Source organism: Bacteroides hominis, from assembly GCF_033042785.2.
GTDB lineage: Bacteria > Bacteroidota > Bacteroidia > Bacteroidales > Bacteroidaceae > Bacteroides > Bacteroides hominis.
Genome location: NZ_CP178829.1, coordinates 5058126 through 5084776, shown reverse-complemented (window position 1 = coordinate 5084776; position 26651 = coordinate 5058126). Strand labels below are relative to the sequence as shown.

Below are 26651 nucleotides of genomic sequence, written 5' to 3'. Positions count from 1 at the left end.
AAGGGCAAAAATACAAATTTAGACTGAAGAGTGGAAAGTGAAGAGCGAAAAGTTGTACCTTTGCGGCCTAATTAACTGTAAGGTGTTAGTAACAGACTACCACCTTCAATCACTGTAAAAAAGAAAAATGAAGATGATAGAGTTGACTCAGGAGGAATTGAAGCAGCATTTCAGTGAACCCATTTTCGGACAGATCTCGGAGACGGCCGATATGTTGGGATTGGAATGTTATGTGGTGGGCGGATATGTCCGCGACATTTTTCTGCAGCGTCCCTCTAAAGATATAGATGTTGTTGTGGTGGGGAGTGGCATTGCTATGGCCGAGGCGTTGGGTAAACGTCTGGGACGGGGTGCGCATGTTTCTGTTTTTAAGAATTTCGGCACGGCACAAGTGAAATATCACGGAACGGAGGTGGAATTCGTAGGAGCACGGAAGGAATCGTATCAGCGGGATTCACGCAAGCCGATTGTGGAGGATGGAACGTTGGAAGACGATCAGAACCGCCGGGATTTTACGATCAATGCTCTGGCTGTCTGCTTGAATAAGGAGCGGTTTGGGGAACTGGTCGATCCGTTTGGAGGCATGAATGATTTGAAGGAAAAGGTCATTCGTACTCCTCTCGATCCAGACATAACGTTCAGTGACGACCCCTTGCGCATGATGCGCTGTATCCGTTTTGCTACCCAACTGAATTTTTACATCGATGATGATACATTTGAGTCTCTTTGCCGTAACCGGGAACGGATTGAGATTATTTCACGTGAGCGCATTGCGGACGAGCTGAATAAAATAATGCTTTCACCTATCCCTTCCAAAGGTTTTATCGATTTGGACAGAAGTGGGTTGTTGGCGTTGATTTTTCCGGAATTAGTGGCTTTACAAGGGGTGGAGACCCGGAACGGGCGTGCCCATAAGGATAATTTTTATCATACGCTGGAAGTGCTCGACAATATCAGCAAGGTGACAGATAATCTTTGGTTACGTTGGGCTGCCTTGTTGCATGATATCGCCAAACCGGTGACTAAACGCTGGGAACCGAAGGCGGGATGGACTTTTCATAATCATAATTTCATAGGCGAAAAGATGATTCCGAATATCTTCAGGAGGATGAAGTTGCCGATGAACGAGAAAATGAAGTATGTGCAAAAGATGGTGAGCCTGCATATGCGCCCCATCGTGATAGCGGATGATGTGGTGACGGATTCGGCCGTGCGTCGTCTGCTTTTTGAAGCCGGAGATGACATAGACGACCTGATGACACTTTGTGAGGCGGATATTACTTCAAAGAATACGGAACGTAAACAGCGCTTTCTAAATAATTTCCAGCTGGTTCGCCGGAAGTTGAAAGATTTGGAAGAGAAAGACCGTGTCCGTAACTTTCAGCCGCCTGTGAGTGGGGAAGAGATTATGGAGGTGTTTAATCTGGGACCCTGCAAGGAAGTGGGGGCGTTAAAAAGTGCTATAAAAGATGCTATTTTGGACGGAGTGATTCCCAATGAATACGAGGCTGCTTATTTATTAATGCTTCAAAAAGCTAAGAAAATGGGATTGAATCCCGTACGAAACGTGGATGAATAAATGCAATAAGTTTTTGTCTTTTTCGATTTCCGACTAATCACGTAAGGAAAGGGAATGTATGCTATAGAGCAGGTTTGTAACGGAAAACCGTTACAAACCTGCTCTTTTTCTACAGTCTTTCTGTCTATTCTTTTTTCATTTCTATGTATTAACAACTAAACTTTACGGGAAATGAAAAAAAAGGAGTTTCTGTTTGTGATAGATTGCAGAATTAATGCTTATTTTGCAAAACACTATTAAACATAAACTAAATCATTTTAAGGTATGAATAGGATGAAATGTGGATTTTACACTTACAGAGGGATTGCTTTTTGTTTTGTCACCGCGATGTTCTGCGGACAAGCAATGGCACAAGTTGTAGAAAAAAGGGGGTTTGATTCTCAGAAAAAGATTAATGCGTTTGATAACACGACTTTTTGTACTGCTTATTTGTCTGACGGATCGTTGTATACCATGCGCGATATCGCGATTAATGATTTACGCAAAATTGAGCGTATCGTATTTAATCCGACGGGAAGTTCTATCGCCGTGTTGAGAGCGAAGAATCCGGTAAGCATTTACTCTTTTCGTGACAGGAATAAGAAGCTTTTCGAATTGAAAGAGAAACGTAAAAAATTGAAAGCCAAACCGCTGCCGGTATCCATGTGTTATGCTACCGATGCCCGTAGTTTCGTTGTAGGTAACTCGTTAGGGGAAATCGTTATTTATGATACGAAAGAATATATGCCATTGGCTTATATCCAGGGAGATGCTCCGGCTACTGCACTGGCTATGAGTTCGAACAATTATTTTATTGCAGCAGGGACAGGACAGACGATTAATATTTGGAACTTCCAGACAAAGGAGTTGAGAAAAGCGATTCCTATGTCGGCAGTTGTCAAAGAACTGACTTTCTCTCCGGATGCTTCGTTGCTGGCAGTAACCACGGAGGATAATCACCTGACCATTATCGATACGAAAAACTGGGATAAGGTGGACATCTTCGATAAGTTGGGGGGAACGCTTAGTTCTCCGTCATTCCATCCCGAAGGAAAATACATCAGTGTGGTAAAAGATGGGAAGAATATCGAGATCATCAACTTGAAGAATGGTGTCATAGAGCAGGAGATTGTAGATCCTATAGGCGGTGTTACCGGTGGACGCTTCTTTAAGAACAATCAGAATAGCGAGGTATTCATGCTAACCAATCGTACGAAGCAAATGGTCTTCTGGGATGCGAACGGGCTGAACCCATTCTATGGAAAGATTATGGGTAAGGAAGTAGACGCCAAGATGAATGAATGGGTGAAGATGATGCAGGGAGAATCGATGGAGGATTATGCTATCCGTGTGAACGATGAAACCCGTGTTAAACAGCAGCAGTTGTTTGCTCAGGAAGTTGCTACGGCATTGGCGGGTGACCGTATCTCAATGGATAATCCTTTTGTGGATGGATATGATGCTGCTAATAATATGTTGAATATCGGTTTTAAGGGGTTGCCGTCTATCGGATTGGAAGTTCCGGCTAACGAGGCAGGGGACTTTGAGGAAGGTAAAATGAAATTCTCGAATGCCGTATATGTGCTGAATGATAAAGATGAATTTGAGCTGGCCTATGTGGAGGTTACCAACGAAACGACCAACAAGGTTTATATCTATGACAATATCGGACGGACAAAGTTGACTGCTTTGGAAGCGGATGAAAACTTTGTCCCTCTGGAAATCATGCAGCAGGCTACCCGTGAGGAAGCACAATTGGCCGAAATAAAGGAACAGGTGATCGAAGAGAAAAAGCAGGATAAACTGATTACCGATAACACACAGATCAATGTGAAGACAGAGGTTATTCCGGGTGTGGATGCTAACGGCAAAAAAATTCTCAATTATAAAGTGGGTTATCAGTATGAGGTGATCAATAAAGAGTTTTCTGCTAAGGAAGACTTCCCGTCCGGTGGTTATAACATTGAACGCTCAAATGCCGCCATGTCTTTGATGAAGATTATCAAGAATGCTTTTGAAGGCGATTTCTCCAAATATTTATCAGAGGGTAAGCAGGTGAAAGTGATTATTACCGGTTCGGCCGATGCGGCTCCGATTCGTGGACGCCTGGCTTATGACGGACGGTACGGAGAGTTCGTGGACGAGCCATATTACAAAGATGGCAATCTCGACAATATCACGGTGACCAAGGCTGCCGGAATCACACAGAACGAACAGTTGGCACTGATGCGTGCTGCCGGTGTGAAGAGTTATATCGAAAAGAATGTGACAACATTAGGTAATACGAAGAACGACTACGAATATCATGTGGAAGTAGCTAAAGAACGTGGTGGAGAATTCCGCAAGATCAATGTAGAGTTTGTAATTATGGATGCATTTCAACAATAAACGATGAAAAGATTTTTTTTACTGACAATCATTCTCACTGTTGTTATGGCCGGTAAAGTGGGGGCGCAGGATGCGTCCTCCGCTTCTAAGCGTGCCAACCAACAGTATGTGCTTTTTGAAAGCGAGCGCGATAAAGGAACGAATGTAACGGCTATGTATGACTATCTGCTGGACAGTTACGCGAATTTCATGAAGGTTGTGGAGGCACCGAATAACGGTCAGTATATAGGGGGAGCAAAGAATAGGCTAAAGGCATTGTATCCTTATCTGCTGAACGGGGCGGTATATTATTCGGAACAGAAACAGCCGGCTAAAGCATTGGATTTTGCCGCTGCATATATCGATATGCCGCAGATGCAGTTGTTCCGCAGTGAATTGTTGCCGAAAGATAACCGTTATGCTTCGGTGGTTTACTATGCAGCGGTATCGGCCTTTAATCTGGAGAAGAACGAACAGGCGCTGAGGTATTTTCAGGAGTATCTTAATACCGGTACGGAAGCTCAGCAGAAGGACTGTTATGTTTATATGAACATGATTTATCAGAAGCAGAAGAAATATGCGGATCAGGAACGCGTGTTGGAACAGGCTATTGCCAAATATCCGGTGTCACTCGATTTCTTGTATAATCTGGTGAATGTACATATCGCCACCAATAATATGGAAAAGTTGATTGGTGCGATTGACCGCATTCTGGCTGTGGATCCGAATAATGATAAGGTATTGCCTATCAAGGCGCGCATTCTGGAACGGCAGGGAAAGAATGTGGAGGCACTGGATATCTACAAACGCTTGTATGCACTTCATCCCGAGAGTTTTGAATTGATGACCGGTGTGGCACGTGCCAACTTCAATTGTGCTACGGAGATCGTAAACAATGGGGCTACCATTGCCAATGATACTGAATATGCATTGGTACGTCAGCGCGCATCGGGCTATCTGATGGACGCTAAAGATCTTTTCCTGAAGATATTGCAGAAAGATCCTTCTTCCAAATTGTATATGCAGGGACTGGCAGGCGTATATCAGTATATGGATATGAAACCGGAATATGAAGTGCTTTCTAAGATAGTTCAGGACGGAGCTTCTTATACCGCTTTTCCGTCCCGGCTGGCTGCTTACAAAGAGACGTTGAAGAAGACTGAAAATATAGCCCAGGAGCAGGAGTCTGTTCCGGTACCTGTGGAACCGGCCATGTTGGTAATCAAGATGGATCAGTTTACGGATGCCAATAATAATAAGGTAATTGATGCCGGAGAGAGTTTCGCTTTGCAGTTTACCATTGAGAACCAAGGTAAAGGAGATGCGTATAATATACGTATCCGTTTGGCTGAGCAGCAGGGATATGATCAGTATTTCGACGGTCCGCGTGAGTTGGACGGAGGCAATATTCCGGCCGGGAAGTCCAAACAGTATACATTCCGTTATCTTGCAAAGAAAGAGTTGCCCACGAGCCTGGCTAAGATCAACATTTATGCATTCGAAGCGAATGGATTTGATGCCGATCCTTCGGAGCTGATTGTGAATACTCAGGAATATGCAATGCCTCGTTTGCGCATTGCCGACCATCAGTTCTTTGCGTCTGAGGGTACATCTATTACTTTGGGTAAAAACGGAAAGCTGACGGTTGCCTTGCAAAACTTTGGAACACAGACTGCGCGTAAGGTGAAGGTGAATTTCACATTGCCGAAGAACATATTTACTACCGATTCTCCGGAAATGACAATTGATAGTATTGCTCCGGGGGATGTGGCTGTGCTCGATTATGGCTTCCTGGTGAACAAGCGTTTTGATGAAGATTCCGTGGCCGTAATGTTGGCGGTAACGGAGTCTACCCGTTCAACTTTCCTGAACGAGGCTTATAAAGTGAAAGTGGGAGATTACCTGTCTTCTGCCGCTTCTATCAATCTGAGTGGAAATGTGGCTGCACGGAAGGTGAATGTGAAAGACTTTTCGCTGAGTTTCAAGAGTGAGTTGATGGAGGATGTCCCTGTGGGAGCTGTGAACCGCCACCGTTATGCTTTGATTATCGGTAATGAGGATTATAGTATGACCGGTGCCAATGCTGAAATTAATGTGCCTTATGCCGTAAACGATGCTGTGCTGTTCCGTGAATATTGCGTACGTACCTTTGGGGTACCCGACGGGCAGATCAAGGTGGTGCCGAATGCTACTGCCGGTATGATGCACGAACAACTTGACTGGTTGGTGAACATGGCAAGCACCGATCCGCAAGCCGAACTGATATTCTATTATTCCGGTCATGGAAATAATGACGAGGCTACTAAGGAGCCTTATTTACTTCCGGTGGATATTACAGGTAAGAATATCCGTCTGGGTATTTCATTGTCCGGACTGTATAAAAAATTGGCTACTTATCCGGTGAAGGGGGCTTATGTATTCCTCGATGCTTGCTTTAGCGGTGGTTATAAGAGTGCTGCTCCGCTATTGGCACAGAAGGGCGTGCGTGTTGTTCCGAAAGTGGGATTGCCGCAAGGAAACACATTGAGTTTTTCGTCCAGCAGTGGCGATCAGACTTCAAGTGTTTACCATGAAAAGAAGCAGGGATATTATACGTATTTCCTGATAAAGACGATCCGTGACGCTAAAGGTAACCTTTCCATGAAAGAGCTGTTCGAAAGAACCAGTATTGCAGTGAAACGTGCTACTGCCTTGATCGATAAAATTCAGGAGCCGCAATGTATGGTTTCTCCTACATGGGTGGGATGGGAAAACATTAAGTTGGAGACTCCGGTAACAGAAATTCCTTAGTAAAGTTAATAGTGATATGAAAAAGACGGCTGTGGTGTGGAAAGCACAACAGTCGTCTTTTGGGTATCTATTGGGATTTGTTTTTATTGCAACTCAATAATCTCTTCGTTACAGATAGTAAGTTTCTCTACACCCTCTTGTGTTACTGTCCACGAGTTTTCGATACCTACGGGACCTACACCCGGAATTACAATCTTAGGTTCGAGAGCGAAGACCATTCCCGGTTCCAGTTCTTGTTTTATACGGGGGGCAAGCACCGGAGCTTCATTAATTTCCAGACCGATACCATGACCTATGAATTTTGCTTGCTGGCCGATACCCATGAACTTGTCGGCAAAACCGGCTTTGGTCACTATATCGATGGCTGTATTATATAAATCCTCGCATACAACTCCGGGCTGGGCCATAGATGATACGGCGTCCTGTATGTCGAGACAGACCTGATGGGCTGTATACGCTTCATCACTCAACTTACCAATGGAGAATACACGGCTCATATCGCCCATATATCCGTTAAAGTTTCCTCCGAGGTCTACCATGACACTTTGACCTTCTTTTAGCAGGCTTCTGTTGAGTCCTCCCGGGAGAGCCGGATCCAGTCCTTCACCTCCTAAGGCGAAATCGTATGGAGAAGGGAAAGCGGCGTTGTCTCCGGTCAGTACACTGCCCATAAAGATTTCCATGCTCTGACCGAACACACGAAAGATTCCCAGGTTACCTTGCAGACGCATCAACCTTTCTATTTCGATTGAAAATTCCAGATCGGTCATTCCCGGACGGTAAACAGAAGGAATCTGTTCGTAAGCTTTGGCGTGAGCTACACCCGAACGGCGGAATAATTCCACTTCTACAGGAGTCTTGATGCTACGCGCTTCGCGGATTAACGGAGTTCCGTTTACAATTTCCGACTCTGGGAAAACAGCGGCAAGGCGATTGTACTCTGTATATGACAGTTCGTCGCCTTCCAGCATCAGTTTCTGAGGGGCAGGCAATCCGCTTTCTTTAATCAGATCAAGAATCTGTTCCGGTTTTCGGATAGGGAAGACGTGTTCGCCGGTAATATTGTTGGGGCGTTTGATGAATAACAAGGCCGGTGAGTGGAGAGGTAAGTAGAGGTATCCGCTGACAACACGGCCATACGTATAGAGCAAGTTTACATTACAAGTGATGAGAGCGGCATCAATGTTTTGTTGAGCCATCAGCACGCGAATCTTATCGCGGCGCATTTTTAATTCGGGTTGTAACATTTCGTAACAATTATTTGGTTTCGAAATGCAAAGTTAGGCTATTTTAGTTGAAAATGAAACCTTTTCAGAAAAAAGTAGCGTTACCCACATCCTGTCTCAGGAAATGAGTAACGCAGTTCACAAATACAACTAAACAAAGCTTTTTAGATGATTCCTTGTCCCATCATGGCATGAGCCACTTTCATGAAGCCTGCAATGTTGGCACCTTTCACATAATTGATATATCCGTCAGGTTCTGTACCATACTTCACACACTGTGCATGGATACCATGCATGATGGTATGGAGTTTCTCGTCTACTTCTGCTGCACTCCAGCTCAAGTGCATGGCATTTTGTGACATCTCCAGCCCGGACGTTGCTACACCACCTGCATTGACTGCTTTACCCGGTGCATACATCGTTTTGTGTTCGATGAAAAGATCGATGGCTTCGGGTGTACAACCCATGTTGGAGATCTCTCCGACACAAAGAACATTGTTATTAATAAGATTTTTGGCATCTTCGCCGTTTAATTCGTTTTGAGTGGCACAAGGAAGGGCTATATCGGCTTTCACTTCCCAAGGACGTTTACCGGCTACGAAAGTAGATCCCGGGAATTCGTCAGCATACGGAGCTACGATATCGTTGCCCGAAGCACGGAGTTCAAGCATATAATCGATCTTTTCCCCACTGATGCCGTTCGGATCATAGATGTAACCATCCGGGCCGGAGATTGTAACAACCTTTGCTCCCAACTCGGTAGCTTTGGTAGCAGCTCCCCAAGCAACATTTCCGAATCCGGAGATAGCTACAGTCTTGCCTTTTATATCGATACCTTTAGTCTGCAACATTTGGTTGACGAAGTACAAACCTCCGAATCCGGTAGCTTCCGGACGGATCAGTGAACCGCCAAACTCAAGTCCTTTTCCGGTGAAGGTTCCTGTAAATTCACGGGTTAGTTTCTTATACATACCGAACATGTAGCCTACTTCACGTCCTCCTACACCGATGTCACCGGCCGGTACATCCATATCCGGGCCCAGATGGCGCCACAACTCAAGCATAAATGCCTGGCAGAAACGCATGATTTCAGCATCACTCTTGCCACGTGGAGAGAAGTCGGAGCCGCCCTTACCACCACCCATCGGCAGAGTAGTCAAGGCATTCTTAAAGGTCTGTTCAAATCCGAGGAATTTCAGGATAGACAGGTTGACAGAAGCGTGGAAACGGATACCGCCTTTATACGGGCCGATAGCGTTGTTGAACTGAACACGATATCCCAGGTTGGTTTGTACTTCACCTTTATCATCTACCCATGTCACGCGGAACGTAAAGATACGGTCCGGCTCTACCAGTCTTTCGATGATTTTGGCTTTTTCAAACTCAGGGTGCTGATTGTATATATCTTCGATAGAGAGAAGCACTTCTTTTACAGCTTGAAGATATTCTGATTCGCCGGGATGTTTAGCCTCTAAAGAGGACATGATTTTTTCGATGTTCATAATAGTATGTTTTAATAGGTTGATTCTGATAAAATGTCACTTTATCGTATCGCAAATATAGGAAAACTTTTCTAATGTTATTTGATTGTATGGAATATTTTGATTAAATAATGATAAAATGATAGAAAGAGCATTGGGGAATAGATGTCAGTTTTTCATTTTCATTCCCAGATTATACATGATAAATGCATAAACGTCTGCTTGCTCTTTTAATAACTTTGTTGTGGCTTTGTTGAAGCCGTGTCTGGCCTTGTGATCGATACGTATGAGAGTAGGATTGGTCCCATCATTTTCTGCTTGTAAAGTTGCGGCAAACTTGAACGAGTGTGCAGGGACAACACGATCGTCGTGATCGGCTGTGGTGATTAATGTTGCAGGATATCTTGTGCCCGACTTCAGATTGTGCAGCGGAGAATAGCTCAATAAGTAATCAAACATTTCTTTACTGTCGCTACTTGTGCCATAGTCTGTGCTCCATGATGCGCCTATGGTGAATTTATGATAACGGAGCATATCCATCACACCCACCTGAGATACGGCTACGCGGAATAGCTCAGGCCGTTGTGTCATGCAGGCACCCACGAGTAATCCTCCGTTCGATGCACCGGTAATGGCTATTTTGTTCGGATTAGTGTATTTTTCTTTAATGAGATATTCGGCGGCACTGATAAAGTCGTCGAAAACATTCTGTTTTTGCATTTTGACTCCCGCCTTGTGCCATGAATCACCATATTCGTTACCGCCTCGTAAATTGACCTGTATATAGATACCTCCGTTCTCGAGGAACGGGATACGTTCGATGGCGAAGGAAGGAGTGAGGGTGAGGCCAAAGCCACCATAACCATAAAGAAGTACAGGATTGTTTCCATCTTTCTTTAATCCTTTCTTATAAGTCAGAAACATTGGGATTTGCACACTGTCTTTACTGGTGAAGAATATTTGTTCCGTCACAAAGTCATTTGCATTAAACTTTATTTTCGGAGCATAATATAGTGTATACTCATTTTTATCAATGTCATATTGGTAAATTGTGTTCGGGGTGGTGAAAGAAGTGAAGAGGAAAAAACATTTTTTATCCTCTTTTTCTCCGCAAAAGAAGACGGTACCCAGTGAAGGAAGCTTGATCTCTTGTAGTTGTTTCCCATTTAAATTGTAGACATAGGCCCGGTCTGAAGCATCTTTATTATAGGTGAGAAACAATTTTCCACCAATTATTTCTGCTTTGGATAATACGGCATCGGATTCTGGAATCAGTTCTTTCCAGTTTTTCAACGTGGGACTGTTGATATCAGCCACCATGATACGTCTTTTCGGAGCTTTGTAGTTGGTAAAAATATAAATTTTATTATCAATGATGCCTATTGGGCTATATCGATAGCCCGTATTGGCCAGTTGTACCAGAGGTGCGTCTGTTTGGGTGAGATCTTTCATTAAAAGGCCGTTGTTTATGAAAAGAAAACGTCCGTCATCACTTGTGTGTCCGGAATGATTGCACTCCGGATAATATGGGTTTTGATAGATCGGTTTGTCTTTTGCTTGTGGTGTCTTTAGTTTATGATAATAAATCATGGAGTTTCCGTTTACGCTTGACAACTCTTTATCTTTTGGTGGAGCGTCATAAGCGCTATAATAAAAGCCTTTTTCATCCCAAGCCACTTCCTGAAACTTTACCCATTGAATGTGATCGTCCAGAAATTTCCCGGTTGTGGTGTCCATGATATATAGATCTTGCCAATCGGAACCGTTGCGTGAGATGCCACAGGCGGCATATTTACCGTTCTTGGAGAATGATATTCTACTGAGTGATACAGTACCGTCGTCAGACCATCGGTTAGGGTTTAAAAAAATGCGTGGATTATTGCTCAAAGAGTCTTGTATATACATCACGTTTTGATTTTGTAACCCATTGTTTTTAGTGAAATAGTACTTATTTCCTTTCTTGACCGGTAATCCAATTCTTTCATAGTCAGACAGGGTGGTTATTCGTTTTAATAATTTCCTATGGAAAGGGATGGCTTCCAGGTACTTGGCAGTGACTTTGTTTTGTGCTTCTATCCATGCGGCGGTTGCGTCCGAAGTGTCATTCTCTAACCAACGATATGGATCGGGAATTTTTGTGTCGAAATATATGTCTATGCTGTCTACCTTTTTTGTTGCAGGGTAAACCGGTTTTCGGGGGCGTATGCATGAGGTGGCTGCTATACCTATTATAATTAATAAGGATATTGCTTTCATGTTTTTCAATTGGTTACGGTTAGTAAATTCACAAATATACAGAGTGTTTATTACAAAACAAATAGTTCGGTCATTTTCTGTTTTCGGATTTCTCGACTTTGATGTTTCGGTTTGTTTTCAAATCGGAAATGGGAAGATAATCTGTGCCTATATTGGAAGTTGGCAATAAAGTGAATTGCTTTTTCTTGCTTTTCCCAATAAAAACAGCGACTTTTGTCTGTTGAATTTTAAAACTACGGGAAACCCATGCTCAGCAAATTTAAATTAAACCAGCTCTATTTTAAAGATACTCAGTTTGCCAATCTGATGACAAGGCGAATCTTTAATGTTTTATTGATAGCCAATCCTTACGATGCTTTTATGCTGGAGGATGACGGACGTATCGATGAAAAGATTTTCAATGAATACACCTCGCTTTCGCTCCGTTATCCCCCTCGTTTTTCGCAAGTTTCTACCGAGGAAGAGGCGTTGAGACAGCTTGGGAGTGTATCGTTTGATTTGGTGATTTGCATGCCGGGTACGGGAGACAACGATAGTTTTGATATCGGACGTCATATCAAGGAGAAGTACGAACAGATACCGATCGTTATCCTGACACCGTTCAGTCACGGCATTACCAAACGGATAGCGAACGAGGACCTGGGTGCATTCGACTACGTGTTTTGTTGGTTGGGAAATACTGATTTGCTGGTGTCCATCATCAAGCTGATCGAAGACAAGATGAACCTGGAGCATGACGTGAAAGAGGTGGGCGTGCAGTTGATTCTGCTGGTAGAAGACAGTATCCGTTTCTATTCATCCGTGCTTCCCAATCTTTATAAATTTGTGTTGAAGCAGAGTCAGGAGTTCTCTACCGAGGCTTTGAATGCCCATCAACGTACACTCCGTATGCGCGGGCGTCCCAAAATAGTATTGGCCCGTACTTATGAGGAGGCAATGGATATATACGATAAGTATACCAATAATATACTGGGAGTCATCACCGATGTCCGCTTTCCCCGTGTGGAGAAAGGAGAGAAGGACGGCATGGCAGGAATCAAGCTTTGTGCGGAAGTCAGGAAGAAAGATCCGTTCGTACCCTTGATCATCCAGTCGTCCGAGACAGAGAACGCTGCCTATGCGGCTAAGTATGGAGCTACGTTCATTGATAAGAATTCCAAGAAAATGGATGTCGATCTTCGCCGGATTGTTTCCGATAATTTTGGTTTTGGCGACTTCGTGTTCCGTAATCCTGAGACGGGTGTCGAGATAGCCCGGGTTCGGAACCTGAAAGAGTTGCAGAATATTCTTTTTGCCGTTCCTGCCGAATCGTTCCTTTATCACATCAGTCGCAATCATGTTTCACGTTGGCTGTATTCACGTGCTATGTTTCCGGTTGCGGAATTCCTTCGTCCCATCACCTGGCATAGTCTGCAAGATGTGGATGCGCATCGTAAAATCATCTTTGAGGCTATTGTTAAATACCGAAAAATGAAAAATCAGGGAGTGGTAGCTGTATTCAAACGCGACCGCTTCGACCGTTATTCAAACTTTGCCCGTATCGGAGACGGTTCGTTGGGAGGAAAGGGGCGTGGACTGGCGTTTATTGACAATATGGTGAAGCGTCATCCGGAATTTGAAGAATTTGAGAATGCCCGTGTGGCTATCCCGAAAACAGTGGTGCTTTGTACCGATGTATTCGACGAGTTTATGGATAGCAATAATCTGTATCAGATTGCCCTTTCCGATGCTGATGACGATACGATTCTGAAATACTTCCTGAAAGCGAAGTTGCCCGACCGTCTGGTTGAAGACTTCTTTACTTTCTTCGATGTGGTGAAGTCTCCTATCGCCATTCGTTCTTCTTCCTTGCTTGAGGACTCCCACTATCAGCCTTTTGCAGGAATCTATAATACCTATATGATTCCTTATCTGGATGATAAATATGAGATGCTCCGTATGCTGTCCGATGCCATTAAAGGCGTATATGCGTCTGTTTATTTCCGCGACAGTAAGGCATATATGCAGGCCACTTCGAATGTGATCGATCAGGAAAAGATGGCTGTTATTCTGCAACAAGTGGTCGGCAATCAGTACGGAGACCGTTATTATCCTTCGATGTCCGGTGTAGCCCGATCTCTCAATTACTATCCCATTGGCGACGAGAAAGCTGAAGAAGGTACGGTAAACCTGGCTCTCGGTTTGGGCAAGTATATCGTGGACGGAGGTATGACTTTACGTTTCTCGCCTGCCCATCCTTCAAAGGTGTTGCAAACCAGTGAACTGGATATTGCCTTGAAAGAGACGCAGACCCGTTTTTACGCTCTCGATCTGAAAAATGCCGGTGATAACTTTTCGATTGATGATGGATTCAATCTTCTGAAGTTGCATGTGAAAGAAGCCGAAAAAGACGGTTCGTTACGGTATATAGCTTCTACCTATGATCCGTATGACCAGGTGATTCGTGACGGTTTATATCCCGGTGGGCGTAAAGTGATTACGTTTGCCAACATCTTGCAGCACGATGTATTTCCGTTGGCACGCATCCTGCGCTGGGTACTTCGTTATGGGCAGCAGGAGATGCGCCGTCCGGTAGAGATCGAATTTGCAGTGACACTCAATCATGACCGTGATAAGACCGGTACGTTCTATCTGCTTCAGGTACGTCCCATTGTAGACAGTAAAGATATGCTGGATGAAGATCTTACTACTATTCCGGACGAAGATGTGCTGCTCCGTTCCAATAACTCCTTGGGGCATGGCATTATGAACGAAATACATGATATCGTATATGTCAAGACTGATCATTACAGTGCATCGAACAATCAGAATATAGCTTGGGAAATAGAGAAACTTAACCAGCAGTTCCTGAATGAAGGCAAGAACTATGTACTTGTCGGACCCGGACGATGGGGAAGCAGTGACACTTGGTTAGGTATCCCGGTGAAGTGGCCGCATATTTCTGCCGCGCGTGTCATTGTGGAGGCCGGACTTACTAACTATCGGGTAGATCCCAGCCAGGGAACACATTTCTTCCAGAACCTGACTTCTTTTGGTGTGGGATATTTCACGATTAACGCGTTTATGAATGATGGAGTATACAATCAAGAATTCCTGAATGCGCAACCCGCCGTATTTGAGACTGAATATCTTCGTCACATACACTTTGAGAGGCCGATTGTTGTGAAAATGGATGGTAAAAAGAAACTTGGAGTGGTTCTTATGCCGGAGAAATAATAAAATAATATTGTATAAAAAAAGTCCTGTTTTTCATAAGAAAGGCGGGACTTTCTTGTTTTAGCCCATTTCTGTGGTCTGTTTTTATGATTAAACAACTATTTGTGGTCCTTTTTTCAGATTTTGTAAGGAATCGAAGGTTGTGTATTTATTATAATAAAAGAAAACTATAATTTTGCCTGCGGTTTTTACAACTTATGAATAATATTTAGTAGTTATCATTATGAAAAGACTCTCTTTTATGGTTAGTATGGCGATGCTAATTTCATGTATTGCCTCGTGTGATTCCGGCAGTGATGCTGTTTCATACGGTGTTGGTTCTTTAAGTCTTGGGCTTTCAGCCAATCCTTCTTTTGCAGAGAAAACCCGTTCCGTCAGCGAAGCGGAATACAAAAAAGTCGATAACTATCAAGTTACGGTCAACGAGGGCGACGGTACCTCTTTATACGATGGCCTGTACAAGGATATGCCTTTGTCTATCGATCTGACTGCCGGCAAAAAATATATGGTGAAAGCCTTCTACGGTGATAATGTAGATGCAGGTTTCGATAAACTGTATGTGGAAGGCAGCCAGGAGTTCACTGTCAGTGAAGGCGAACAAAAGAATGTTATTTTGTACTGTAAGCCGGCTAATGTTAAAGTATCAGTCGTTTATACGGAAGATTTTCTGAAATATTATTCGGATTGTACTGTCTCCCTTTCTACTTCACACCTGACTGCTCCTTTTGAAGTAAATATGAAAAAAGACTCCGGTAAGGATGCTTATCTGAAAGCAAATGCCGATGGTGAGAATGTATCTATCACTGTAGGAGGTTTCAAAGATAAAGAAGGCAATGCGGTGGTGATGGAAGCTTTGGTTGCCGAGAAAAAAGTAGCTCCCAAAACGCATCTTACTATTACAGTAGATCCGGAGGTGATTACTATTTCTACGGGTACTGCATCGTTGGACGTAACCGTGGATACCGGTACGGAAGATAAGGATGTGAATATTGAGATTCCGGAAGAGTATTGGCCGGGTAATGCAAGTAAGTAAATATAAAAGATTGGTATATATGAATGCGATAAGAAACATATATGCAGTGCTGGCATTGATAGCACTTTGTTTGAGTTCCTGCGAGATGAAAAATGAGCTGGAAGGCAAATATAATTTGAAGAATGACGAAGGACTTCTGACATTGGATCTGGTGAACAAGACGCAGGCTACGCCTTCTACAAAAGCTGAAAGTACGTCACTTACTGATGAACTGGATGTGAATACCTATAAAGTAGAGATTGTTGATAATGCCACTGAGGCTGTGGTTCGTTCGTTTGCCAGCTATGCGAAGCTGAAAGAGGCCTTGCCGTTGGTCGTTCCGGTAGGGAACTATAAGATTGTGGCTAAAAGCGGTGTTTTGCAAGATGCTTCGCGTACTCCTTATTTTGAAGGAAGTTCTTCTATTGAAGTGAAGCAGGGAATGGAATCTAAGGCGGAAGTTCTCTGTAAATCGGCAACGGTAAAGGTCAGTTTGAATGTATCGGACGAGTTTCTCAGTATGTTTGCCGACGATTATGTGTTCACCGTTTCAAATGGGATTGGCGGAGTTATTTATGTGAAGAAGGAAGATTTAGGTTCAATTTATCTCAGCATTCCCAATGGAGCCACTTCGATTAAAATTGTGGCAAAAGTAACTGAGAAGGAAACAGGTAGAGACATTGAAACTATTTATACTGTGACCAAACCCGATGAAGAAGGCTTGGAGGGAGGTGATTCTTTTAATGTTACAGTGAAACCTGTAGAAGAGGGTGAGGACCCGGAAGATCCGGATGTGACCCCTTCTGATCCGAAATTGGGGATACAGTTGGATATTGACTTGACAATGGACGAGACCGGCATAACAGTGAAAGTACCAACTGAACTGATTGAAGAATCGAAACCGGAGGAGCCGGATCAGCCGACAGAACCGGATCAGCCGGCAGAAGACGGACCGGAGATTATCGGAGCAGATGAAGTGGTGGAAGTGGATACGAACAATCCGCCGACAGTTCAGGTAACGATGAAAGCTCCGGCCGGAATCCGGAACTTGCTTGTGACTATCACTTCAGACTCTAATGAGTTTATAGGTTTGATTTCTCAAATGGGGTTGGGAGAAACATTCGATTTGGCTAATCCCGGTGATTTGGAAGATAAACTTGGAGGTAGTTTGGAAGACGGATCCGGTATCGGTTTGATTGATCCGAATGATCCGATTAAAGATAAAAAAGAGTTCATCTTTGATGTATCCGGCTTTATGCCTATGTTGTCACCGTTTGGCCTTCAGCAACATTATTTTACTATTAAACTGATTGATAATAATGGTAAGGAGTTAGCCAAGAAATTGACAGTAAAAGTGGTGAAAAACTAATTTGAATTTCCAATGAAAAGATATATATATTTGTTCGTCTCTGTCTTTACTCTTGTGATGGCATCATGCCAACAAGAGGAGACTTCTAACGGCAAGACTGGCTATCTCCAGTTTTCCGTGGAGAAGAATACAAGTACGATTTTAGTTCCGGCAACAAGAGCAGAAGAGTTGCCGATTGCCTTGCAGGTAGTTGACAGAGCAGGGACTGTTGTGAAAGAGACTGATGACTGGCATAACTGGACATCTACTCCTCTTGAATTGCCATTAGGCTCCTATACCATTAATGCTTTCTCAAAAGGGGTTGATGTGGCGACGGCCGGATTTGACGAACCTTATTATTGGGGACAGACCGAAGTAACGGTTGTTCCGAAAGTAAATCAGAATGTGAATATAGAGTGTCGTTTGGCTAATGTGAAAGTGACAGTCAATTACAGTGCTGATGTGAAGAAGTATTTTTCGAAACTGAGCTGTTCTGTGGGTAATTCTTCCGGTAAACTGGTTTTTGGTAAGGATGAAACACGTTCCGGATATTTTGCGGTGGATAATCTGAATATTTCGTTGGCATTGACAAATACGGATGGGCGTTCTTTTGTTTTTGAATCCGAACCGATTACAGATGTAAAAGAACGTCAGCACTACCGTATTAACTATACTATGAAGGCCAATGGTGCTATTGGTGGTGTATCTGTTACTTTAGATCCTTCTACCAAAGAGTATAATGTGAATATTTCCATTCCTAAAGAAAGTAATCCGAGTGTAAATGTCTGGTCTGATTTTGCAGACGTAACTCTTCCTCTTCCTGACGGTGTTGTTACCAAAGAGTGTAAATATCGCATTTCCGGAACGGAAGATTGGAATACGGTGTCCAATGTTGAACAGGCCGATGGAAAGCTTATTGCAACCATAACCGGTCTGATTCCCGGTACGGAGTATGATTTCTGTTTTGCAATAAATGGAGTAAACGGAAAAATAACGACTGCGACCACCGAACTCCAGAAACAACTGGAAAATGGAAGTTTTGATGAATGGAATCAGAATGGAAAAACTTGGTTCCCGGGAACTGCGGCTGAGGCTTCTGCAAAGAATTCGTATTGGGATACCGGTAATGTGGGAGCAGCTACCATGAGTAAAAATCCAAGTATCGGAGAAAGCAACGATGTACATACCGTAGGTGGTAAATCGGCCAAATTGTCTTCGCAATTTGTGGGAATGTTTGGTATCGGAAAATTTGCTGCCGGTAACATCTATATCGGGCGTTATATGGAAACGTATACAAGCCCGATGGGAGCACGTATACGTTTCGGCCGTGAGTTTACGTCACGTCCTACGCAGCTGAAGGGATGGTACAAATACACTCGTGGAACCAGTATAGATCGTGGAGATCATAATGTGGAGGAATTGAAAAACTCGGGTGGTGATAAATGTGCCATCTATATTGCTTTGACTGACAATGAAGGTTTGGTTGATGATAATGGAGTGAAGACAGCTTATGAAGTCAACAATAACAAAGAAGGCAGTCCCACGCGTTATACGGTCGATCTTTCCGAAGCCAATAAAGATGTCATAGCCTACGGTTCCATTACCGATGAAGAGTCCAAAGGTTCTTTCGATGAAAGCGGAAATGTAGTATGGAAGCAGTTTACGATTGATTTGCAATATCGTGATTTGACCCGTAAACCCAAATATATTATCGTTGTTGCTTCTGCAAGTAAATATGGAGACTTCTTTACCGGCAGCGAAAGCAGTGTCATGTTGATTGATGATTTTGAATTGGTGTACGGTACACCTGTTACCGCCAACTAATCCATAGCGAATGAAAAAAATAATTATATTTCTACTTCTTCTTTGTCCGGTACTGGTCCAGGCAAAGAAGAAGTTTGACCGTGGAATCGTGAAGAGTGTGTTTGTCCCGAAAGGGCAATGGTTTATGGGTTCTACAGTTTCGTATTCGGAGCAGAGTGCTGATCAATACCAGTTTTTGGTATTGGCAAATATCGATGCCAAAGGTTATACATTCCGTTTGAGTCCCTTCGGAGGATACTTTTTTGCTGATAATATGGCAGCGGGAGGCAGGTTCACTTACTCCCGTACCTACTTCAATATAGGAAACGTAGACATTAATCTGGGCGATGATCTTTCGTTCCACATCAAAGACGATATGTATCTGGAGCATAACTATTCCGCATCCGGATTTCTGCGTACCTATATGGGTCTGGGCAGCAGCAAAGTGTTCGGCTTCTTCAATGAAGTGCGTCTGACTTATGCTTACGGGCAAGGGAAACATTCCAATGGTACGGGTAACGACTTGACGGGATACTATCAGCGTTCTCACACGTTTGAGATCGGTGCGGCTCCCGGATTGGCGGCATTCGTATCCGATTTTGCTTCGGTAGAAGTTTCGGTAGGAGTGATGGGATTCAGTTATAAATGGGTCGATCAGATACACAATCAGGTAAACAAGGCGTCCCGTCATAGTGCAAGTGGTAATTTCAAGATAGACTTATTCTCGATTAATCTCGGAATGACGATGTATTTCTAATTTAAGCAGTGTTTTGAGAAATGAAGAGTTTACAAATTTATCTATTCCTGTTTCTGTCGGTCTTTGCTCTGGGTGCTTGCATACAGAATGACATTCCTTACCCTTACATCAAAGGCGAAATTACAGCTTTCGAAGTAGAAGGGCAGACCGGTGATGCCGAGATAAACAAGAACAGCCGCACCATCGCAGTCGAAGTCGGTGATGAAGTCGATATAGAAGAATTGCGTATTACCAGGTTCGTTGTGAACGAAGAAGCCACTTACAGCGTAGACGAACAATACTGCGTCAGCCCCAATAAATTTCCTTCGGCCGGCTTTTCTGCTTTAGCCGACTTGCCGGTAGGAGCAGATACACGGGTCGATTTCAGTAAGACCGTTCCTGTTCTGCTGCGTACCTATCAGGATTATCAGTGGATGATAACCGTCCGTCAGACCATCGAGCGGGTAGTCGAAGTCGAGAACCAGGCCTTGCCTGCCATCATCGATGATAAGAATCACACGGTATTGGTGTATGTTTCGCAGAAGCAGGATTTGTCTGCTGTCAAGATAACAAAGATGATTCTGGGAGGCAGTAAGGCTACCATCACCCCCGATCCGTCCACCGTAACCAATTTCCGCAGGCCGCAAGAGTTTGTTGTCAGCCGTTTCGATAAAGAAGAGCTATGGACGGTCGATGTGGTGCGTACCACATCGACAGGTACTACGGGCAGTGCCGATGTATGGGCCACACGTGCCACTCTGAATGGGGGCATGAAGCAGGGAACCACTCCCCGTGTGGAATACAGGAAGAAGTCGGAAGATACCTGGAGCGTTGTACCCGAGGCAGATGTGAAACTGGAAAGTGGTACAACTTTCAGTACGACACTGACCGGGTTGCAAGATGGCACCGACTACGTTTGGCGGGTAGTAGTCGAAGAAATTCCCAGTACGGAAGCCGCGTTCACAACCGAAAAGATACAAGAAATACCTAACTTAAACTTCGATACCTGGTCGCAGAATCCCACAGGAACCTTTAAGAAGAGTTGGTATCCGAACTCTGACGGAGCAAATTCCTATTGGGCGACCGGAAACGACGGAGTGACCTCTTCGTTGGCAGGCAGCCGTGATTCGAGCACCCGCCCTGAAGAGAAAGAGGCGGTAAGCGGGAAAGCCGCTTATATGGTTACTTTGGGCAGTGTGCCATTGGTAGGGGTTGCTGCCGGCAACTTGTTCATCGGTGATTATAAAACCAATGCTCAAAGCCCCAAAGACAGTCCCAAGTTTGGACGTTCGTTTACGGGAGCCCGTCCCACCGGATTGAAAGGATGGTATAAATATACTTCTAAGCCGGTTGATTATGTAGGCAATCCGGATAACTTGAAAAACGATGAATGCCATATCTATCTCCGTTTGTGGGACGATAAAGATAACGAGATCGGTTACGGAGAGTTTGTCGGAAAGGAGACAGTGACCAAGTACACTCAGTTCCGGTTCGATGTGACTTACTCCAATAAAACGGCGAAGCCCGCCAAGATAACGATTGTTGCCACTTCGAGCCATTACGGAGGCGACTTTACCGGAATGAAAGTGACCGGTTCGGTAGGTGTAGGTAGTGAACTGTGGGTAGATGAATTTGAATTATTGTATGAATAAGAAAGAGAGCTATGCATAAATCTGTTTTATCTTTAGTGTGTTGTTTGTTCTTTTTCCTGTCGTGTCAGGAAGAAATAGAAACGATGCCTAACGGCAGCCTGAATATAGTATTGACGGACGGAGCAGCGGTTACCCGGACTTTGCCGGATGCACTGTCGGATGAATTGCGGCAGCAGTTTACGATTGAGTTGCTGCGTGACAGAGATGGGACAATCGTGCCCGAATACAAAGGTGCATTGAAAGATTTCGGAGATCAAAGGGTATTCAAGGTAGGCAGTTATCAACTAAAGGCTTATCTTGGAGAGAATCCGGCATTAGAGTTGGATGCACCCTATTATTATGGAGAAGTTCAAGACATCACTATCGAGAAAGGTAAGGCAACAACGGTAAGCGTTGGCTGTAAGGTAGCCAATGCGCTGGCTACTTTTGAGATTGTGAATCAAGAGGTCTTTGATAAACGCCTGAAAGATTATTATGTAGAAGTTACCGTAGGCAGTGAGTCGGTTACTTGGAAACCGGGAGATGTCACACATCCCTACTTCAAAGCCGGAGGCCGGGTGACGATGGCGTTGATCGGCACTTCCGTAGAAACAGGGCAGGAGGGAAGTTATGCTTTGAATCCGATCGAGACAGTGAAAGCGGGTGTTAAGTATAATTATAAGCTCTCCATGAAAGCTTCCAATGTTGGTTTTGAGGTCACCACGGAAGCCCGGCAGGAACCTGTCACTATCAATGAAACCGTACCCGACAGCTGGTTGCCGAAAGCTAAGGTCTTCAGTGAGGATTTCGATGAAAATCATGTGCTGACTTATACGGAAACAGCGGACGCTTTGTCGAGAGCCGGCGTTTCGTATACTGCTTTGCGTCCGGTTCAGGATGTGGAGTTTGCCCTCAACTTTGCGGATAAGCATTTGGAACATCTGAATAAGACATATCTGCTGTCGGAGCTTTCCGAAGAAGATCGGCGGGCTTTGGCTGCTGTGAATATTGTGTTGCCCGACCTGGCAGCAGGAAGTACTGAGGGAGTTATCGACTTTGCGGGAGTGACTCCCGGCATGTTGACTCACGATGGAGGACAGGATACGGATAATATAATAGCCGTTCGCGTAAAAGCAAATGACCGTTGGAGTGATGCCGGGATGTATACCATCCGGACTGTGAAACCCGTCTTTAAGGTGGATGTTCGTAAAGGAAACATTTGGTCGAAAGAGTTTACCATTGATGAGTGTGAAGTGATAGCGGGAAACGAGTCGAAAATTAAAAGTGATTTAAAATATCAGTATAGTGTGGATGGCATTAACTGGATTGATTGTGAGTTAACGACTAAGTTTGATAATTATCAAAAAGATAAAGAATTTCAAGTAAGAGCGCTTTATCGTGGAGATATTTCTACGGATATAGTTTATTTTTCATTGGAAAATTCTATGCAATTGCCTAATTCAGGTTTGGAAGAGTGGAATCATACCTCATTGATTAAGGATAAAAGTATAATTTATTATCCTTATGGTGCAGGAGAAACAGCTTTTTGGAATACAAATAATGAATTTACAACTCGATATAGAAATAATACAATGGGTAAGCCATATAATTGTTTCCCTGCTGTATCTTATACAAAAGATGCCCATGGAGGAGTATATGCGGCTGAATTGAGGAATTCGGCTGCAGGTAGAGGGAATACTTGGTTTATAGGACATACAGAACTTGACATGAATAAAGTACCTGGGGAGTTGTTCATAGGAGATGTAACGATAGAAACAGGAGGAACTGATGCGTCACCTAAAGGAGATCATTATACTATAATTAAAGGAAAAGAATTTTCTTCTCGTCCTACAGCATTTAGTTTTTGGTATAAATATGCTCCGCTTAATTCAGATACGTGGAAAGTATATGTTGCACTATACGATGAAAATAGAGATCTGATAATAGAAAATACTTGTACTTCTTCCATAGAGCAAAATGACTTTGTACAGTATACTGTACCTTTGAATTATGATGAAAAGACTTATTATAATCCCTGTAAGTATATATGTGTCATTTTTAGTTCCACGGTTTCTTTAGGCTCAAATCTGCCCTATCAAACTAAAACTGTGAGTTTATGGGTGGGTGATACTCAAAAGGGTTTTAAAGACACTTTTGCTGGGAGTACACTGATTATTGATGACATTTCTTTACATTACGACAAATAAATATGAAAACCTATATATACCTCTTTCTCCTTTTGCTTGCTACAGCCTCCTGTAGCGAGCAAACTGCTCCCGATAACTCTGTCGGTTATCTCCGCGTAGAAAACATCACCCTCACTTGTGATACCGAAACGCTTCCCATCACTCGTGCCGTCGATGCCGGACTTAAACTTGAAATCTGGCAAGGTTCTGAGTGTGTCCGTAGTTACGATCCGGGAGCTGCGGAACTTTCCAAAAGGATCGTTCTTCCGGTTGGTGAATATACCCTGAAGGCCTTTACTCCCGATCAGACCGAGGCGCCGGACAATGAATCGGGCACACCCACTTACAGCGTCGACTACCCTTTCGCCATTGTATCAGAGGATGTAACTCTGATTTCGGTGAAAGCGCCCCAAATTAATATCGGGATTGGCGTTGAGTATTCGGATGAATTTATGGCAAACTTTACAGACTTCTCCATTACCGTAAGTAGTCCTACAGGACGTCAGGCAAGCCTGACAGGTAATGTGACAGACCTTTTATATTTTAATGTCCCGACCGGTGGAACCCATTTAAGTTATACACTTACCGCCACCAATGCCGATGGAGAAACAATGACTTCCGAAGCGCGTTCCATCCTTCAGGAATCGGGAGCGGAACTTACTTCCGGAAATTATAAAGTCCGGATCGGCCTGGTTCAGTAAGGAAGGTCGATGAAAAGCAGTCCGGCTACTCCTAAACTTCCTTAAACCTCCAAACTTTCTTCTTCCGGATTTGTCATATTGCCAATCTTTAAAACGTAGAAAGTATGAATAGAGACAGGCAATTGAAGAAGGACATGGAGAACCGGGAAGTTCAGATCCATGAAGAATATGAGAAGAACAGGCATCTGATGTCTGAGGACAAAGTAAAGGAAAAAGCTGCTGCATCCGGCAGTGCTGGCGATATCCATTCCGGCAAAGGAACGGGAAAGAAAAAATAGTGTAAAACAGGAATCGTTGCGAGATCCCTTTTTCACTACAGAGTACACAGAGGGCATGGAGGTTTTATTTATAAATAAGCCTTTGTGCCCTTTGTATGCTTTGTGGCAGGTAAAACGTTTTGTTCTCTATTATCCTATTCAACTATCAAAAAGGTGTGAAATACCTCTTTCCTCTGACTCTCCCAATTTTTTTCCCGGATGAACCGGAGGGAAAAGAAGCATATCAAGGAACTTCCGGAGGCGAAGAACCGGTCTTTTGAGTCGGTAGAGCCTTGCTTTTCTGGAAAACAAGTAAGCATTTACCCCAAAACAAGTAAGCATTTGCTTCGAAAGACGGTTACATTTTCCCAATTTGCTTACTTCTTTTTTAAATATCTCCTAATGTTTTGGCAGATTACATATATTGTTATGCAAATCGGGCGATAAGAGGATGTATTTTCTTCCCGTTGCTTGCCGGGAAGTATCCTGTACGAAGTGTGTAAAGGAATGGTATTTTACTCTAATAAGGAGATTCCGGCGGATAATTCTCCTTTATTGTTTCTATTTGATAAGGAAGTAGTTGAACGACCTGTTAAAACGATAATCGGGGAATCGTCTGTGAGCCGTTTTTCCGAACTTCATCAGAGACGTGTCCGAAAGAACGGGATATAGAGCCATTGGATTATCATTTTGACATTTTGCTTTCCCCCTTCGGATACTTCTTTGTCAATATACTCAACGTATCATATAATATGCAAATATGATGTTTTTTTATTTAATGATAGATTAGCGGAAACAGATATATGTATGCAATGTCATGTGGAATGCATCCGGATCGAAGAATTGTCCGGAGAAACGGGTGAGGGATGCCCGCCCCGATGGAACTTGCACATAATAATTAGGGTGTAGCCATCCGGGACGGATAGCTACACCCTAACCCCGGTATGGCTACACCCTAAGCGTCGGATGGCTACACCCATTTATATGGAGAGATATGTTTGCGGAATTACTTTCCGCTGTTATTTTGCTGTTCCAGACTTTGAATCCGTTTTTCAAGCGCGGCATATTTTTCATCTTTCTCTTTGAGAAGACGCTCGTAGAGTTCGGTAATTTTATCAATCGGATTAAAAGTGTTAGTTATACTATCGTTGTTATATCCTGTAGATCCCATTGAGCTGTCTTTATTGTCATGCACATTATTTGTGATATTCTCAAATACCACAGAAGGTGCATCCTCTTCCAGCGTTTTCAGATATTCCACCGGCACATTCAGCGCCCTTGCGAATCTATTTAGCATTTCATCCTCAATCACCCGCATCTTCTCGTATTTGGATACATTCGGTTGTGTCATGTTTACGAGTGCTGCCAATGCGTCCTGCTTGATGTTTTTCTCGATCCGGGTGCGCCTTATGTTATGTCCGTGATGGACATTTACATTCTGTATTTCTTCTTCTGTTTCCATGTTCTTTTTGCTTTTTGAACAATGATTTCCGTTAAAATGTTCCGTTCGAAGCAAATATACGAAAAAATGGAATAAGATGAATAAAATGAATATTACTTTGCTCAAAAATAGAATATAAGGAATGTGTATATGCTTGCAGAATCAACTGTTTTGCGCTTATTTTACGGCTATTGAAATAACAACAATCCTATTTACACACTATGATCGGACTACTGACAACTAAAGAAATTGATTTCCTCACCAAACTGGCTGAACTTTTGAAAGAATACTGCGCCGTAATTTCCCACGGTCATTGTGGTGAAGTGCATATTCTTGCTTATCACGGTGACAACGAAGATGCGGAAAAATATCCCATTATATTTGAGGATAGCTTTGATGAAAATGAGATTTATGATCTGTTGCGCAAAAACAGAAAACGGATCGGGGAGATTATCGAACGTGAAGTAGCTGAGGCTGTTCCCGAAGGAGAACTATCTCAGCCGGACGATCAGGCCGGATCAATGGCAGACCATTTTCACTAAAGATAGTAAGGGATATGAAATGCATTTAGAGGCATAATATGGAGAAGGGTACAGCTTCACCTGTTTGTATATTAATGTGCTGTCACATGGTTTTAAGGAA

General features: G+C 43.5%; 17 protein-coding genes. 13 read left to right on the top strand and 4 right to left on the bottom strand.

The features are described from left to right. Positions 1-133: 133 nt before the first annotated feature. From R3O62_RS21370 to R3O62_RS21360, 3 genes are all read left to right on the top strand, one after another. Positions 134-1579, top strand: coding sequence for a CCA tRNA nucleotidyltransferase (locus tag R3O62_RS21370; protein ID WP_317472495.1), 1446 nt, complete (start codon positions 134-136; stop codon positions 1577-1579). A 264-nt stretch (positions 1580-1843) separates the two neighbouring features. Next, complete coding sequence (locus R3O62_RS21365) at positions 1844-3946, top strand: WD40 repeat domain-containing protein (RefSeq protein ID WP_022010977.1); 2103 nt, start codon at positions 1844-1846, stop codon at positions 3944-3946. A 3-nt stretch (positions 3947-3949) separates the two neighbouring features. Beyond that, positions 3950-6715 carry a caspase family protein gene (locus R3O62_RS21360; protein ID WP_269096282.1) on the top strand — a complete coding sequence of 922 codons (2766 nt, stop codon included), beginning with the start codon at positions 3950-3952 and terminating at the stop codon, positions 6713-6715. A gap of 83 nt (positions 6716-6798) precedes the next feature. On the opposite strand, the gene R3O62_RS21355 is transcribed toward R3O62_RS21360, so the two are convergent. The 3 genes from R3O62_RS21355 to R3O62_RS21345 form a co-directional block, all read right to left on the bottom strand. Continuing rightward, positions 6799-7962, bottom strand: coding sequence for a M24 family metallopeptidase (locus R3O62_RS21355; protein WP_195341286.1), 1164 nt, complete (start codon positions 7960-7962; stop codon positions 6799-6801). A gap of 143 nt (positions 7963-8105) precedes the next feature. Then, positions 8106-9443, bottom strand: coding sequence for an NADP-specific glutamate dehydrogenase (gene gdhA, locus R3O62_RS21350; RefSeq protein ID WP_005781098.1), 1338 nt, complete (start codon positions 9441-9443; stop codon positions 8106-8108). A gap of 147 nt (positions 9444-9590) precedes the next feature. Beyond that, a complete protein-coding gene (locus tag R3O62_RS21345; RefSeq protein ID WP_317472494.1) occupies positions 9591-11678 on the bottom strand; it encodes a prolyl oligopeptidase family serine peptidase in 2088 nt (695 codons plus the stop codon). A 246-nt stretch (positions 11679-11924) separates the two neighbouring features. On the opposite strand from R3O62_RS21345, the gene R3O62_RS21340 reads away from it, so the two are divergent. The 9 genes from R3O62_RS21340 to R3O62_RS21300 all read left to right on the top strand — a co-directional run bounded on the left by R3O62_RS21340 (position 11925) and on the right by R3O62_RS21300 (position 24589). Further along, positions 11925-14894 carry a PEP/pyruvate-binding domain-containing protein gene (locus R3O62_RS21340; protein WP_317472493.1) on the top strand — a complete coding sequence of 990 codons (2970 nt, stop codon included), beginning with the start codon at positions 11925-11927 and terminating at the stop codon, positions 14892-14894. A 223-nt stretch (positions 14895-15117) separates the two neighbouring features. Continuing rightward, entirely contained in the window at positions 15118-15927 is an 810-nt protein-coding gene (locus R3O62_RS21335) for a DUF4493 domain-containing protein (RefSeq protein ID WP_317472492.1), read from the top strand. A 19-nt stretch (positions 15928-15946) separates the two neighbouring features. After that, positions 15947-17275: a DUF4493 domain-containing protein gene (locus R3O62_RS21330; protein ID WP_005781090.1), complete on the top strand. Its 1329-nt coding sequence runs from the start codon at positions 15947-15949 to the stop codon at positions 17273-17275. 12 nt (positions 17276-17287) lie between these two features. Continuing rightward, positions 17288-19078, top strand: coding sequence for a DUF4493 domain-containing protein (locus R3O62_RS21325; protein ID WP_234164753.1), 1791 nt, complete (start codon positions 17288-17290; stop codon positions 19076-19078). A 10-nt stretch (positions 19079-19088) separates the two neighbouring features. Next, entirely contained in the window at positions 19089-19814 is a 726-nt protein-coding gene (locus R3O62_RS21320; RefSeq protein WP_005781085.1) for a hypothetical protein, read from the top strand. 20 nt (positions 19815-19834) lie between these two features. Further along, a complete protein-coding gene (locus R3O62_RS21315; RefSeq protein ID WP_317472491.1) occupies positions 19835-21445 on the top strand; it encodes a PCMD domain-containing protein in 1611 nt (536 codons plus the stop codon). A gap of 11 nt (positions 21446-21456) precedes the next feature. Then, complete coding sequence (locus R3O62_RS21310; RefSeq protein ID WP_317472490.1) at positions 21457-23631, top strand: DUF4493 domain-containing protein; 2175 nt, start codon at positions 21457-21459, stop codon at positions 23629-23631. A gap of 2 nt (positions 23632-23633) precedes the next feature. Continuing rightward, a complete protein-coding gene (locus R3O62_RS21305) occupies positions 23634-24311 on the top strand; it encodes a DUF4493 domain-containing protein (RefSeq protein ID WP_217737579.1) in 678 nt (225 codons plus the stop codon). A 104-nt stretch (positions 24312-24415) separates the two neighbouring features. After that, a complete protein-coding gene (locus R3O62_RS21300) occupies positions 24416-24589 on the top strand; it encodes a hypothetical protein (RefSeq protein WP_165016622.1) in 174 nt (57 codons plus the stop codon). A 985-nt stretch (positions 24590-25574) separates the two neighbouring features. Here the strand turns inward: R3O62_RS21300 and R3O62_RS21295 are convergent. Continuing rightward, positions 25575-26030, bottom strand: coding sequence for a helix-turn-helix domain-containing protein (locus tag R3O62_RS21295; RefSeq protein WP_005781059.1), 456 nt, complete (start codon positions 26028-26030; stop codon positions 25575-25577). 200 nt (positions 26031-26230) lie between these two features. Between R3O62_RS21295 and R3O62_RS21290 the strand changes: the two genes are divergently transcribed. Next, positions 26231-26551: a hypothetical protein gene (locus R3O62_RS21290; RefSeq protein ID WP_165016624.1), complete on the top strand. Its 321-nt coding sequence runs from the start codon at positions 26231-26233 to the stop codon at positions 26549-26551. Positions 26552-26651: the final 100 nt, after the last annotated feature.

Bases quoted from the DNA above. Each gene is read 5' to 3' on its own strand.
- R3O62_RS21325 (WP_234164753.1), top strand. From the start codon at position 17,288: ATGAAAAGATATATATATTTGTTCGTCTCTGTCTTTACTCTTGTGATG.
- R3O62_RS21360 (WP_269096282.1), top strand. From the start codon at position 3,950: ATGAAAAGATTTTTTTTACTGACAATCATTCTCACTGTTGTTATGGCC.
- R3O62_RS21355 (WP_195341286.1), bottom strand. From the start codon at position 7,962: ATGTTACAACCCGAATTAAAAATGCGCCGCGATAAGATTCGCGTGCTG.
- R3O62_RS21340 (WP_317472493.1), top strand. From the start codon at position 11,925: ATGCTCAGCAAATTTAAATTAAACCAGCTCTATTTTAAAGATACTCAG.
- gdhA (WP_005781098.1), bottom strand. From the start codon at position 9,443: ATGAACATCGAAAAAATCATGTCCTCTTTAGAGGCTAAACATCCCGGC.
- R3O62_RS21335 (WP_317472492.1), top strand. From the start codon at position 15,118: ATGAAAAGACTCTCTTTTATGGTTAGTATGGCGATGCTAATTTCATGT.
- R3O62_RS21290 (WP_165016624.1), top strand. From the start codon at position 26,231: ATGATCGGACTACTGACAACTAAAGAAATTGATTTCCTCACCAAACTG.
- R3O62_RS21370 (WP_317472495.1), top strand. From the start codon at position 134: ATGATAGAGTTGACTCAGGAGGAATTGAAGCAGCATTTCAGTGAACCC.
- R3O62_RS21310 (WP_317472490.1), top strand. From the start codon at position 21,457: ATGCATAAATCTGTTTTATCTTTAGTGTGTTGTTTGTTCTTTTTCCTG.
- R3O62_RS21315 (WP_317472491.1), top strand. From the start codon at position 19,835: ATGAAGAGTTTACAAATTTATCTATTCCTGTTTCTGTCGGTCTTTGCT.
- R3O62_RS21365 (WP_022010977.1), top strand. From the start codon at position 1,844: ATGAATAGGATGAAATGTGGATTTTACACTTACAGAGGGATTGCTTTT.
- R3O62_RS21345 (WP_317472494.1), bottom strand. From the start codon at position 11,678: ATGAAAGCAATATCCTTATTAATTATAATAGGTATAGCAGCCACCTCA.
- R3O62_RS21320 (WP_005781085.1), top strand. From the start codon at position 19,089: ATGAAAAAAATAATTATATTTCTACTTCTTCTTTGTCCGGTACTGGTC.
- R3O62_RS21295 (WP_005781059.1), bottom strand. From the start codon at position 26,030: ATGGAAACAGAAGAAGAAATACAGAATGTAAATGTCCATCACGGACAT.
- R3O62_RS21300 (WP_165016622.1), top strand. From the start codon at position 24,416: ATGAATAGAGACAGGCAATTGAAGAAGGACATGGAGAACCGGGAAGTT.
- R3O62_RS21305 (WP_217737579.1), top strand. From the start codon at position 23,634: ATGAAAACCTATATATACCTCTTTCTCCTTTTGCTTGCTACAGCCTCC.
- R3O62_RS21330 (WP_005781090.1), top strand. From the start codon at position 15,947: ATGAATGCGATAAGAAACATATATGCAGTGCTGGCATTGATAGCACTT.